Source organism: Faecalicatena contorta (assembly GCF_022835095.1).
GTDB lineage: Bacteria > Bacillota > Clostridia > Lachnospirales > Lachnospiraceae > Faecalicatena > Faecalicatena contorta.
Window position 1 is genome coordinate 1,517,357 of the sequence record NZ_BQNQ01000001.1, and the last position, 13,794, is coordinate 1,531,150.

The 13,794-nt window shown below is 42.8% G+C and carries 12 protein-coding genes; 6 read left to right on the forward strand and 6 right to left on the reverse strand.

From position 1 onward, the window contains the following. The first annotated feature begins 54 nt into the window (after nt 1-54). The 3 genes from MWG26_RS06710 to MWG26_RS06720 are packed head-to-tail and all read left to right on the forward strand — an operon-like array spanning nt 55 to nt 3,034. A complete protein-coding gene (locus MWG26_RS06710) occupies nt 55-1,335 on the forward strand; it encodes a sugar ABC transporter substrate-binding protein (protein ID WP_025655264.1) in 1,281 nt (426 codons plus the stop codon). 2 nt (nt 1,336-1,337) lie between these two features. Further along, entirely contained in the window at nt 1,338-2,204 is an 867-nt protein-coding gene (locus MWG26_RS06715; protein WP_240285651.1) for a carbohydrate ABC transporter permease, read from the forward strand. Further along, nucleotides 2,201-3,034, forward strand: coding sequence for a carbohydrate ABC transporter permease (locus MWG26_RS06720; RefSeq protein ID WP_025655266.1), 834 nt, complete (start codon nt 2,201-2,203; stop codon nt 3,032-3,034). Before MWG26_RS06715 ends, MWG26_RS06720 begins: the two co-directional genes overlap by 4 nt. Nucleotides 3,035-3,431: 397 nt before the next feature. Here MWG26_RS06720 and MWG26_RS06725 read toward each other — a convergent pair whose 3' ends face one another. The 6 genes from MWG26_RS06725 to MWG26_RS06750 all read right to left on the reverse strand — a co-directional run bounded on the left by MWG26_RS06725 (nt 3,432) and on the right by MWG26_RS06750 (nt 8,928). Beyond that, complete coding sequence (locus tag MWG26_RS06725) at nt 3,432-4,037, reverse strand: glycerol-3-phosphate acyltransferase (protein ID WP_081733058.1); 606 nt, start codon at nt 4,035-4,037, stop codon at nt 3,432-3,434. Next, nucleotides 4,037-5,167, reverse strand: a complete 1,131-nt coding sequence (locus MWG26_RS06730) for an MGDG synthase family glycosyltransferase (protein WP_025655268.1) — start codon at nt 5,165-5,167, stop codon at nt 4,037-4,039. The genes MWG26_RS06725 and MWG26_RS06730 overlap by 1 nt, the downstream gene beginning before the upstream one ends. Nucleotides 5,168-5,232: 65 nt before the next feature. Continuing rightward, nucleotides 5,233-6,141 carry an AEC family transporter gene (locus MWG26_RS06735; RefSeq protein ID WP_276519067.1) on the reverse strand — a complete coding sequence of 303 codons (909 nt, stop codon included), beginning with the start codon at nt 6,139-6,141 and terminating at the stop codon, nt 5,233-5,235. Nucleotides 6,142-6,314: 173 nt separating this feature from the next. Next, nucleotides 6,315-7,508 carry a site-specific integrase gene (locus MWG26_RS06740; RefSeq protein ID WP_021361840.1) on the reverse strand — a complete coding sequence of 398 codons (1,194 nt, stop codon included), beginning with the start codon at nt 7,506-7,508 and terminating at the stop codon, nt 6,315-6,317. Between the two features lie 78 nt (nt 7,509-7,586). Beyond that, a complete protein-coding gene (locus MWG26_RS06745) occupies nt 7,587-7,793 on the reverse strand; it encodes an excisionase (protein ID WP_002341493.1) in 207 nt (68 codons plus the stop codon). Next, nucleotides 7,786-8,928 carry an XRE family transcriptional regulator gene (locus MWG26_RS06750; protein WP_021361841.1) on the reverse strand — a complete coding sequence of 381 codons (1,143 nt, stop codon included), beginning with the start codon at nt 8,926-8,928 and terminating at the stop codon, nt 7,786-7,788. Before MWG26_RS06750 ends, MWG26_RS06745 begins: the two co-directional genes overlap by 8 nt. Before the next feature lie 526 nt (nt 8,929-9,454). Here MWG26_RS06750 and MWG26_RS06755 point away from each other — a divergent pair. From MWG26_RS06755 to MWG26_RS06765, 3 genes are all read left to right on the forward strand, one after another. Continuing rightward, nucleotides 9,455-10,075, forward strand: a complete 621-nt coding sequence (locus MWG26_RS06755) for a helix-turn-helix domain-containing protein (RefSeq protein ID WP_009242236.1) — start codon at nt 9,455-9,457, stop codon at nt 10,073-10,075. 434 nt (nt 10,076-10,509) lie between these two features. Then, complete coding sequence (locus MWG26_RS06760) at nt 10,510-12,672, forward strand: immunoglobulin-like domain-containing protein (RefSeq protein ID WP_021361842.1); 2,163 nt, start codon at nt 10,510-10,512, stop codon at nt 12,670-12,672. Further along, nucleotides 12,620-13,792: an IS256-like element IS256 family transposase gene (locus MWG26_RS06765; RefSeq protein ID WP_000195429.1), complete on the forward strand. Its 1,173-nt coding sequence runs from the start codon at nt 12,620-12,622 to the stop codon at nt 13,790-13,792. Before MWG26_RS06760 ends, MWG26_RS06765 begins: the two co-directional genes overlap by 53 nt. Nucleotides 13,793-13,794: the final 2 nt, after the last annotated feature.

The window sequence follows — 13,794 nt, forward strand, 5'->3', positions numbered from 1 at the left end:
GGCGGAGGTGAAGCCGGAGGTTTCAAAAACATGGAGCTTAAAGGAGGAAAAGGTATGAAAAGAGTAATCAGCTTCGCGGTGTGTCTGTGCCTGGCTATGGGGATGCTGGCGGGATGCGGTGTGAAGGAGAAGGATGAGAAAAAAGAAGCAGAGGATATAACGCAGAAGGAAAAGGGAGACCGGCAGATTACCTTTATGATTCCGGACTGGGGGGTGCCCACGGATGAGATGCTGGAAGATTTTACCGGGGAGACCGGGATCGATGTTGTGATCAATGAGGTAAGCTGGGATGATATCAGGGATAAGATTGCAATTGCAGCTTCCGGCGGTTCTTCGGCTGCGGATGTGGTGGAGGTGGACTGGTCCTGGGTAGGTGAGTTCTATGCTGCAGACTGGCTGGAGGAGATCCGGCTTTCAGAAGAAGAAAAGGCAGATATGCCTACGCTGGATACATTTACTATAGAAGGAAAAGTACTGGCAGTTCCTTATGCCAATGATTATAGGCTGTCTTATTATAATACCGAGCACTATAAAGAGGCCGGGATCCAGTCGGCGCCGGAAACATGGGAGCAGGTATATGAAAATGCGAAAAAGCTGAAAGAAGCTGGTGTGGCTGAGTACCCGTTTGCGATTCCGCTGAATGCGGAAGAAGCGGCGACGACGTCATTAATCTGGCTGGCTTATACAATGAATGGCGCTGTCTTTCATGAGGACGGTACGCTGATTAAGGACTCCGTGCTGGCGGCGCTTAGTTATGAGGAAAAGATGCTTCGGGAGGAACTGATTGACCCGGCCGATAAGACTTCGTCCGGTATGGATGCATACCGGAGACTTTTATCAGGGGATGCCAGTTTTATGACGGGGCCTACTTCCTTTGTGGCGAGAAGCAGCAATAGTGAGGAGTGCAGTATTGTAGGGCAGATCGAGCCCATTCTGGTGCCGGGAAAGACAGGTACTTCAGAACATACCATGGCGCTTCCTGAGGCGATTGGAATAACGAAGTTCTCAAAAAATAAAAAAGATGCTGAGACATTTGTAAAATGGTATACGTCGCCTGAGATCCAAAAAGAACTTTATAAAACGAAAAGTGCCATCCCAACTCATAATACGATCTTGGAAGAACTCATAAACGACGGTTCAATCACAGATTCCGGCGCTATGCTGGAGGAGGCTGAGCGAATCTCGTCTCCGTTCCCCAATGGTGTACCGTCCTATTATGCAGAGATGAGCAATGCCATTTATAATGCGGTGAATAAAATGGCTCTTGGGGAATTGACTGCGGAAGAAGCCTTTGAAGAGATGGACAGTAAGATTACAGAACTGGCAGGAAAATAGTGATGAAAAAGGCATTACCATATCTATTACTGGCGCCCATGATGATTATCATGGGTGTCTTGGTATTTTACCCTGTGATTGTAACATTTTCATATAGTCTGAAAAAGTGGAAGCTGACGGCGCCCGGTGATATCGAATTTATTGGTCCAGCCAATTATGTCAGTGTATTAAAGTCATCTTCTTTTTGGTACAGCCTGCAGAATACCCTGTTTCTTGTCGTGATGATCGTTCTGCTTACAACAATGATCGGTATAGCCGTTGCGCTTTTTCTGAATGTGGAATCCCGGGTATCCGGACTCATGCTTGCCGTGGCAGTGCTGCCCTGGGCGCTTCCGCCCTATGTCAACGGGGTGCTGTGGAAGTTCATTCTGAGTTCCGGGTATGGATTCATGAACAAGCTGCTGATTACTCTGCATGTTGTGGACCAGCCGGTGGAGTGGCTGTCGTCGCGGTGGCTTCTGCTTCTGTCGGTTTCACTAGTTGTTACTTGGCGGAGCATTCCTTTTATGGCCCTGGTCTGCCTGGCGGGAAGAAAGGCTCTGCCTGAAAGCTTGTATGAGGCGGCAAAGATCGACGGGGGCGGCAGCCTGCAGATTTTTCGGAAAATTACCGTGCCACTGATGCTTCCGTTTGTAGGAATCGGAATCACAAGCACCTCGATCACCGCGGTAAACGTGTTCGATGAAATTGTGGCGCTGTCCGGTATGGGCGATCTGGGTAAGAATATAGTTGTTGAGAGCTATCTGACCACATTTTCCTTCCTTGATTTTGGGAAGGGAAGCGCTATCACGTATCTGGTAATGCTTCTGGCCGGCATTCTTGGCATATTCTATCTGAGGAGTCTGAACCGGGAGGTGATGTACGGATGAAGAGAAAAAAAGGGTACTGGCTGTTTATGGTTCTTTTTCTGATTTTTACAATCGGGCCATTTGTGTGGGCTTTCCTAATTTCCGTGACTCCCGAGTACGGTATGTTTGGAAGATCTGCCAATCTGCTGCCGGAGCATATCACCTGGGAGAACTATCGGAATCTTCTATTAGGGACAGGACAGCAGGGGCAGCTGTTTTACACGGGGATGCTGAATTCCCTGAAGGCTGTGGGCGTGACGCTTCTGCTGGGAATGCCGGCGGCGCTGTCATCCGCATATGCGCTTTCGAGGATGGAATTCAAGGGGAGAAGCCTGATCAAAAATATGCTGTTGATTACCATGGTAATTCCGGTTATGGCCACAATTATACCAATCTATAAAATATTTGCGGATCATCAGCTGCTCGACAATATGTTCTGGCTGAGTGTAATTTATGTAAGCGCTCTGCTGCCGGTGACGACATGGCTTATATCGAACTATTTTGCCACCATACCGAAAGAACTGGAGGAGGCGGCACTGGTGGATGGGTGCGGAAGAATGCGTGCGTTTTTAAGGATTATTCTGCCGGCTTCCGAACCGGTAATTGTATCGGCAGCACTGATCTTGTTTTTAAATACCTGGAGTCAGTTTCAGATTCCGCTGATTCTGGCTTCGTCACTGGCTACCAAACCGATTGCCGTTGTTACTTCGGAGTTTATGACAAAAGATGCCGTCCAGTATGGGATCACTGCGGCTGCGGGAATCTGCGCTGTGGTGCCGCCGGCGGTTTTGGCACTGGGGATGAAACGATTTCTCGTAGCGGGGATCATGGGGGGAGCCGTGAAGGAGTAAGGGGGGGCGCTTGTAAGGATGAGCTCCAGGATGCCGCACAGCGGCAGGAGGACACATATGCCCGGGTGAGATGCTGCCCGCTTGCTAAGGGATTTCAGGACGGAAGAAGGCAGGGAAGGTGGACACGGGCTGACATGCCACGCGAAATCCTGATGGATTACGCGCGTCAGGTCAGCCGAAAACGTAATTTGGTGATTACGTTTTCGTCCACCTTCCCTGCCTTCTTCCGTCCTGAAATCCCTAAGCGCGCTCTATGCACTTCACCCGGGCATATGTGTCCTCCTGCCGCTGTGCGGCATCCTGGAGCTCATCCTTACAAGCTGGGTGCATCCTGCAGGGAGGTGGGAGAGGCAGATGGGATTGGCCGGGTTTGGCGTGGCGGGCGGGGGAGCTTATATTAGTGATTTTTGCGGCCTGGAAAGCGGATGCTGATGGGGGATTTCTCGCGTTTTAGGATGTGTTTTAGGATTACGATGGAGGATATTAGCAGCGTTCCGCAACGTAGGGTGGAGGATTGGAGGTGGCGGAGGCTGGTGATGCTGAAGCAGAGGTAGGTGATGATTGTGCGCAGGAGGTGGGGGCGGATGATGATCAGCAGGGAGAATAGGAGGTAGAAGAAGGCGAGCAGGAAGAACGGGGATAGGTTGGGGAGGAGGCCCAGCAGGCAGCCGAAGGAGACGGCTATGGCTTTGCCGCCTTTTGTGGGGTGCATGAATGGGAAAGCATGACCGATGACCGGGGCGGCCAGGATGATGCCGAAGAGAGGGGCGTGGACGTCCAGGATATGTGCAGCTGCATAGATGGGGAGGAATCCTTTTGCCAGCTCCAGGATGAGGACGATAGCACCGGTTTTTCTGCCGGCCAGTTTGAAGGCGTTAAAGGCTTCGGGATTGTGGTCAATGCCGGCTTCTCTGATGTCGATTCCGTTTAACAGCCTGGGAATCAGTTGAGCGTACAGGATGCTGCCAGATAAGTAACCCAGCAGTATGAATAGGTAATACATTATATTTCACCTCCGGATTTTCTGCAGATACGGCGCAGGAGTCTGTAGGTTTTGAGTGCCGCGTCCCCCGGGACTGCTGATGACTGGGCGGTACGCATGGCTTCGCAGCGGGCGGGGTTTTGCAGCAGGCTCTGGCCCGCGGCTATCTGGCCGTAGAATTTGTCTGAAGTAACGGAGAGTCCGTGGGCGGAGAAGAATTCCAGATTCCTTGTTTCACAACCTGGGATGGGCGTGGTGTGGACGATGGGGATTCCTTTTACCGCTGCTTCCGTGCTGGTCATGCCTCCGGGTTTTGTGTACAGCACATCACAGGCGTCCATGTAGGCGGCAATGTGCTCTGCATAACCAACGATCCTGATGTTGGCAGAACGGCCGAATTCTCCTGTCAGAATACGGTATAACTTTTTGTTGGCGCCGCAGATGACGATGATGTATTCATCGGGCTGAATTCTGCGCAGCAGTTCCGCGACGAACAGCTGGATCTTTCCGAAACCCATGCTGCCGCTCATGATCAGATAGACGTGTGCATTCTCGGGTATCCTACACATCTGCCTTGCTGCTTTTGGAACCCGGGGAGCCGAAAATGCCTGCCGGACCGGTATGCCGTAAGGTTTCAGCCTGTGTGCGGGGAGTCCCCTGGCAGCAAACTCTTCTTTTAGTTCTTTGTGGGGGATTATATAAAAATCACAGTCCGTTTCTTCCCAGAATGGAATGCAGGTATAGTCGGTTTCAATAGCAACTACCTTATGGGAAAGCATCTTTTTATGCTTCATGTAGCTAAGTGTTTCCGCAGGGAACAGATGCGGTGTGGCGATGACATCATAATGGTGTTCCTCCAGATAGCGCTTCAAGGGTTTGGCGAGCATGGCGTTCGCATAGTATACGGGAGACTTGCGGTGTGATGAGCTGACCACCCCTCCCAGTCTATACAAGAAATGAAAAAAGCGGGGAGCATGTTTTACAATTGACACATACCCACCGCCCACGAAACGGGACACACGTTTACCCGCAAGCAGCATGATGTCAAGTATATCCGCTTCATCACCGTGAAGGCGGATACACTCCTGAAGTGCTTTTCCGGCATAGTTATGTCCTTCTCCTGTGCTGCATGATAAAATTAAAACTTTCATATAAACTCTCTCTGAATCTGATTAATAGTCTCTCTTACAGGATATCCATTTTCCCTTAGAAATTTCTATTTTATTAAAAATCCGGCAATAAAAGTAACGAAAGGAATCGTCACCATAGATAAAACGGTAGTAAATGCAAAAATTTCTGATGCATATGTATAGTTTCTTTTATAACGAATTGACATCATTGTCATTGTGGTTGCTGTAGGACATGACGCTGCGATTAAGGTAGTATATGCGATGTCGTGGTCTATACGAAGCAGGTATAAAAATACGGTCACGGCCAGCGGCACAGCGATCAGTTTCAGAAAGCTGACCCAGTAGATGTGCAAATGTCCGAATATTTTCTTCAGGTCAGCCTGTGCAACAGAAAAGCCGGCAACCATCATGGCAAGAGGCGTATTCATATCCGCTATATAATCCATAGAATCCAGAACAGCGGCAGGAATCCGAAGCTGTGCAAAAAATAGAAGAAGAGCGGCACAGGTAGCAAGGATCATAGGAGATAGCAGCCCCTCTTTCAGCTGTCGCAAAGAGAACTTATTCTCCAGCAGGCTGAGCCCGTGAGTCCATGTAAACAGATTAAACATGGTCATATAGGCGGTGAGATAGAAGACCCCTTCATTTCCCAGCACACTGTAGATCAGTGGAATTCCGATAAAGCCGCAATTGGAATAGATCGAGCCAAAGCGGTCGAGATAATAATTCGGGTTATTTTTCTCAGGCACCAGAAAACGGGCAATCAAAATGGCTATGATATGGGCAGCAAAAGCGGCCGCAAATGCGGTCAAAAGACCTCTGACAAGTCTGGCGTCATAGTCTGTCTGATATACAGTAATAATCAGGCAGGGGTTGACAATCATAAGGAGCAGATTGGATATACTTCTGTTTCCTTCCTGGCTTACGATCTTCAGCCTGTAGCAGGCAAACGCCAATATCATAATAATGAGCATTTTCAGCAGTTGATTAAAAATTAATAGAAATTATATATGTCTTTTTGACTATCTTTTTATATCTCCTTAAATGTCCGCAAAGCCTTATTTTATAGGCTCTACGGGCATTTTGCTTTTGTGGTAAACCTCACATATCTAGGTCTATCTTCTTATATTTTCGCTATCAAGCGTGGTTAAAATCGTGGTAAATACTTCTATGCGATTAGACGCTGAACCTCTGATTTTGCGGTATCTATGGACGCATGAGCGTACCAGTTCATTGTGATACTAATGTTTGAATGTCCCATGATATACTGTAAATCTTTTGGGTTCATGTTCTTGCTTGCCAGTCTTGTGCAGAATGTATGGCGTAGCGTATGCGGTGTGATATGTGGCAAGGGATTGTCCTTGTGGTGCTTGTTATATTTCTTTACCATACGGACAAATAAGGCGTTGTAATCAATCGCAACTTTGGGCTTGCCTTTATGATTGACAAATAAGAAATTGCTCTGTCCGTCTATCACAAATGGTTCTGCCTTTGGGCGTTTCTTCATAACCCGTTGAAATGCCTGTATTGTTTCTCTACTTAATGGCACTTGTCTTATTCCGCTTTTCGTCTTAGGCGTTTCAATATAATAGCCCTGTTCCTTGCTCTTTAGTAACTGGTGGTCGATAATTACAACTTCATTCTTGAAATCAATATCAGCTACTGTCAGTCCGCACAGTTCCGAGATACGAAGTCCAGTCTTTAACAGTATCAGCACATCATCATAATGCTTGTGATACACATTGTCTGTCTTGATAAATGAGAGTAAGGCTTGTTCCTGTTCCTCTGTCAATGCGACTTTCTCTTTGGTATCATTTTCTAGGACTTCACTTAACTTAAAATCAAAAGGGTTCTTCCTTACACAATCGTCTTGTATGGCGATATAGAATGACGCTTTTAACGAGCGTTTATGGTTGTTAATGGTGTTATAGGAAAAGCCTTTATCTTTCATGCGTAACGCCCATTCCTTAGCGTCAGAGGGTTTTATCGCATCAATGCTCCTAGCACCCAACTTGTCCTCTTTCAATAACCGCATGAGTTGTTCCCGTTGTTTTTGTGTGCTTTTCTTCACATTCGCCCTCTGTAAGTTCTGTTTGGCATAGAGTTGGCAAAGCGTCATTTTCTTGCCTGTGCTGTCGATACCGTCCTCAATATCCCGTCTTATCTGCTGTTCCAGTTCACGAAGTGAGGGTTTTTCCCGTTTTTCCTTTGGTGTCGGGTCTGTGGGTGTCAATCTCCAAGCATACACATATTTTGTGTTTCCAAATGCGTCTACATATTTATATAAGTATTTCCCGTCTGTTCGTTGGCTCTCTCCAGTATGCAGGATACGTCCTTTACTATCCCGTCTTTTTTCTTTCATGGTGTCTGCTCCTTTCCTTGTTGGAAAGAGCCTTGATATGACTTGTGTTCATCATAACACATACAAGGCTCATTTGCATTAGATTGCGTCCAATTTGTCAATAACCTGTTCAAACTGTCGGCGTTTAATCTGTATGCGGTTGCCATTCATAATGAGCCAGCCAGCGTCCTTGTTTTCCTCTGCTAAGCGTCTTAACTTGTTTTCTCCGATACGGAAATACTTTGACGCTTCTTCAATGGTAAGGGTATATTTTTCCCATACGGGAATATCCTGTGCATTACTCATAAAACACCCCCTCACTTTCGATTACATCTGCTATATCCGTACACATCTGTTCTACAAGCATTTCCTGTTTTTCGGAAAGGTTGGTACATTCATCAATCATTTTCATGTAGTTTGAGCCTGTCAGCCTGTCGATTTCCTCTATCATCACGATTGACGGCATGACCTGTCTTTCCAGCCATTGCAGAGTGCGTTCCATATTGACAGGTACGGGGTTCATTTCAAAAGGTAAACTGTCATGGGAAATGAATATCTCCCACAGCGGATAATCGGGAAATTGCACAAAATCAGTAATAAGGTAAAACACCAACCCATGAGGGTTATATGTCAATAACAATTCCTCAACTGCCTGTACTGCCTTTTTATCACGCAGACGAATTTCAAAACGGTTGATAATATCCGTATGTTTCTTTTTGGTTGCCTGTTCCTTTTGTTTTTCATACAGGCAGAAATATTTTGTGCTTGCCTTTGAGCCGATATAAAGGGTACTTGCTAAATTACGGTTTTTTCCGCTTAGTTTTCCACCTTGTACATTTTCATAGTTTTTACAGCGACAATCCGCACCGCCATTTTTGTATTTTTCAGACAAAACGGGAATATCCAGCAGACCGCACATATCATTGATTGCCAAGTCAAAACGTCGGATAACACCGCCACAGTCAAGACAGCGGTTTAAAAATGAATACCAATCCCTGTTCTGTGCCTGTAAGACATATTCCATGTTGCGTGAGCCTGCCCCTTTTAATTCTAAAAATACACCCATGTGTTCATCATCAGAAGCCATGACCTTGATTTCCCCGTAGGCATAATGCTCCTTATAGCCATAATACCCATAGTCATAATGGATAAAATAGTCCGCTTTCATGCCAAGCACCTTTCGGATAACTTCTAATGCGTCAGTCGTTGGAAAACGGACAGACAGATAATCAACGAGCAGATAAAAAGGCTTATCACAGACATAGTAATTCAGACAACGCAGGATAATGTTCTGTGTTTCTTTACTTGCGTTGGCTTTTCCGTTCTCAAAGCGGTTGATACTATATCTTGATACATGGGTAAGACTTGCAAGTTCTCCTTGTGAAAGACCGCTTGCAAGACGTTTGTTCTTCATTTCAAGTGCAAATTCTAAATTGTTCATTGTATTCCTCCAATCCCACAACAGCCTTGAAATACCTGTAAACCACTATTCAAAAGAATGTGAAATTACTATCTTCTTAAAACTTCTCATTACTACTCACAGGTTTGGGGTTGTATGGTTTTTGACTTGTCTTTTGTGAAATAGTGCCCCCCTGTTAGATAACGGGGGCACAGTCAAGGCTCGCAGGCTCGCCAGCCGACAAAGCATTTCTTCCCCTTGACACAAGGTGTCATGGCGGTAAGCCTGAGAGGCTTCCGCCACCGTGTCAGAAATACTTTGTCAGCAAGTCCTGTTTTGCCTTTTCTAACAAGTTCCATTTCAACCAATATTCATATCTACGGGTTTAATCAGATGGGTATTTCTTTTTGAATGTTTTTGTATTTCATGCTATTGTGCTTATTCACTCACAATAGCATAGTAATTCTTATATGCTTATTTGTCAATATCTTTTTTTGTCTTTACAAATCATATTAAGCATGATAGACTTATAACAGTGAAGATATAACGAGATATGGAGGGTTGTGCAATGAAAATAAGCCATTTAGGAAATAATATACAGACCATAAGAAAATTTAGGGGAATGAAACAACAGGAACTTGCGGACAAAATCGGTATCAATATGCAGAGCCTTTCCAAGATTGAAAGAGGGTTGAACTATCCTGCTTATGAAACGCTGGAAAAGATAATGGAAGTGCTGGACGTAACGCCGAATGAATTATTATCGGGAGAATGGAAGTATGTCAATCAGTCTGAAAAAGAAGTCTGTCAGTTTTTAAGAACAGAAGAACGTCTAAATGCAGAACTGAAACACGGACACTATGATAACTTCTTTGACAGCGAGGAAGAATGGCTGGAATATGAGTTGGAAAAGTTACGGGAATACATTACAGACTATATCAACGGGAAAAGCATTGAAGCGTCCGACCTTTACCCAATCAAAGAATTTATCCAGCATTTGAAGTTTCAAAAATTACTAGACCGCTATGATGATTTATACAGTATGGATATGTTTGGGGAAAGCATAGAGGGACATAAATATAGGACACCTTATCAAGTCGTGAAAATGATAAATCCGAACTCAAAAGAGGATATGGAACTGTTACGGGAAGTATTAAGGAATAACCATTTTGATGATGAGGACGAGTAATCTTTTTCCTCTTGCGAGAAGATACAGCAAACAAAAAGCCCGATCAAGAGTGCAAAGCACCACCAATGGTGGCAAGCTCTTGACAGGGCTTTTTCTTTTCTGTTGTGGGTACTCAAGAGGAAAAAAGGAAAAGTGTGATGTCTCAATTTTTTTATCTTGCACGCATAAAAAGATTGAAAGAGGTGTTTGTTTCCAGTATAATGTTTTTTGTATAGAAGCAAGGATTGAATTTTTTTGAAAGAAAGGGTTGACAGTCATGTTCACACATTGTTACGCTTGCGACAGACAGACAGACAGACAGACAGACAAGTAAATTCTGCCCTTTTTTCAATTCTATCAATAATAAACAGAACGCACAGATTATCCAGTTATAAGGGGGAGTTTGTGCGTTTTTCTATGCAAAGAATTTATGAAAAATAAGGAGTGAACAAACTATGAAGAAAAAACAAGTCCTTGCAGTAAGTTCCGCATTGATGATTGGAACAACAACTGCACTTACAGGGCTTCCTACTCCTGTCATGGCACAGGAAAACACAGAAGTTGTGCAGGAAGCCGTTGTAGAAGAAAACAAGACAGAGCAAGTTCCTGTGGAACAGAAAACAGAAAACGCAGAAGTACAAGAGAATATAACAGACAAGGAACAGGAAGAAACTGCTGAAAATGCAGAAACTTTAAAAGAAGAAAGTACAAAACAGGAAACACCTGCAACACCAGAAAAAGAAGTGGTTACCGAAGATAAGACCGTTGAAGCAAGCAAAAATACAGAAGTAAAAGCTGGAAGCATTGCTATTGATGAAGCACATTTTCCAGACAAAGTATTTAGAGAACAAATCATTGCAGAATTTGATAAAGACGGCGATAGTGTGTTATCTGTTGATGAAATATCAAAAGCCCAATTCTTAAACTTGCATGATATGAAAACGATATCTTCATTAGAGGGTATTCAATATCTAACAAATTTGCAGTCTTTAGATGTTTCTACGACTTCTGTTTCAGACTTAAGTCCGGTTAAAAACTCATCTTTAAAAAGATTAGATTGTCGTTCTTCAAAAGTAAGAAGCGTTGATTTAACACGTTATCCGAATTTGGAAGCTTTCGTTTGCGATAATACATCAATTAACAGTCTTGATGTATCTAAGAATGAAAAATTGAATACGTTATTTGCAGATAGTACCTCTATTTCCAATTTAGATGTAACAAACAATCCTAACTTAGAACAACTATCTTGTAGCAATACAGGATTAATGGAACTTGATGTCACACATAATCCGCAATTAGTCACTTTAGATATAGGAGATACAAAAGTAAAAACACTTGATATAAGTAAGAACCCTAATTTGAAACAACTATCATGTTATATGACAAATATAGCTGAATTAGATGTAACAAAAAACACAAAACTGACACGCCTTTTTTGTCATGATACAACTATTAAAAAATTAGATTTAAGCAATAATTTAGAACTTGAAATGCTACGTTGCGGTGAAATTTTTGAACAAGGGATAAGAGGTCTTGATATAAGTAAAAACACAAAAATTAAAAAATTAATTTGCGATGATTTATACTGGTTAAATGTCGGAGAGAATAAAGTTCTTGAAAATAATCATGCTTTTGTAGGCAACGGTTATATTGATATTAAAGGGAATAAAATCGACTTAAAAAAAGATGTTGAACAAGGAATAGATATTTCAAAAGTAAAAGTTACTGCAAATGGAACTTTAGATAAAGATACAGGAATTATAACGGTAGATGATGTAAAAAAACCAGTTACTTATGAGTATGATTGCGGTACTTATAAAGACGGAAACGTTGTTTTAAAAGTAGAATTATCGTTAAACTCACAAGGAGAAGATAATACAGCACCAACTATTTCTGCAAATGATGTTACATTGAATGTAGGCGATACTTTCGACCCATTGGCAAATGTAACAGCAACAGATAAAGAGGACGGAACTATCACTTTGACAAAAGATAATATTGTTGCAAATGATGTAGATACTTCTAAGGCTGGTACTTACCATGTGACTTATAAAGTAACAGATAAAAACGGAGCTTCTGCTAAAAAAACGATTACTGTAACTGTGAAACAAAATACAGGCGACCTTAACTCTGCTCCAATCATTTCAGCAAATGATGTTACATTGAATGTAGGCGATACGTTCGACCCATTGGCAAATGTGACAGCAACAGATAAAGAGGACGGAACGATTATTTTAACAAAAGATAACATTATTGCAAATGATGTAGATACTTCTAAGGCTGGCACTTATCATGTAACTTTCCGTGTAGTAGATAAAAATGGTGCAATTACTGAAAAAACAATTACAGTTACCGTAAAAGAAAAAGTAACAAATAAACCTGTAAGTCCACAACAGCCACAGAAACCGAGCAAGCCAACTACTCCAACAAAGCCTAGCGGACAAAAGAACCCTGTAAAAACAGGTGATATGACAAACGTAGGATTGTTTACTTCTATGTTTGCTGGTTCAACCGGTGTATTAGCTGTTTTATTAACGACAAAAACATACCCAGGAGGACTTTTACATGACCCAAGTACATTTTACACTGAAAAGCGAAGAGATTCAAAGCATTATTGAATATTCTGTAAAGGATGACGTTTCTAAAAATATTTTAACAACGGTATTTAATCAACTAATGGAAAATCAACGAACAGAATATATTCAAGCAAAAGAATATGAACGAACAGAAAACCGACAAAGTCAACGAAATGGCTATTATGAGCGCAGCTTTACGACACGTGTAGGCACGCTAGAATTAAAAGTACCCAGAACACGTGATGGCCATTTTTCACCCACAGTGTTTGAACGTTATCAACGAAACGAAAAAGCCCTCATGGCTTCAATGTTGGAAATGTATGTATCAGGCGTTTCAACTCGTAAAGTATCAAAAATTGTGGAAGAACTTTGTGGTAAATCCGTCTCTAAGTCCTTCGTTTCTAGCTTAACAGAACAGCTAGAACCTATGGTTAACGAGTGGCAGAATCGTTTATTATCAGAAAAAAATTATCCTTACTTAATGACCGATGTACTCTATATAAAAGTACGAGAAGAAAATCGAGTACTCTCAAAAAGCTGTCATATAGCGATTGGAATAACCAAAGATGGCGACCGTGAAATTATCGGCTTCATGATTCAAAGTGGCGAAAGCGAAGAGACCTGGACAACATTTTTTGAATACCTAAAAGAACGCGGTTTACAAGGTACGGAACTCGTTATTTCTGATGCGCACAAAGGATTAGTCTCTGCCATTAGAAAATCCTTCACCAACGTAAGTTGGCAAAGATGCCAAGTTCACTTCCTAAGAAATATCTTTACCACCATTCCTAAAAAAAATTCAAAATCTTTCAGAGAAGCTGTTAAAGGAATTTTTAAGTTCACAGATATTAACTTAGCGCGTGAGGCTAAAAATCGATTGATTCATGATTATATCGATCAACCAAAATATTCAAAAGCTTGCGCATCATTGGATGATGGATTCGAAGACGCCTTTCAATATACCGTACAAGGAAATTCCCACAATCGACTAAAGAGTACCAATCTAATTGAACGACTGAATCAAGAAGTACGCAGAAGAGAAAAGATTATTCGCATCTTCCCCAATCAAACATCAGCCAATCGCTTAATTGGAGCCGTTCTTATGGACCTACATGATGAATGGATTTATTCTTCAAGAAAATACATCAATTTTGATAAGTAGAA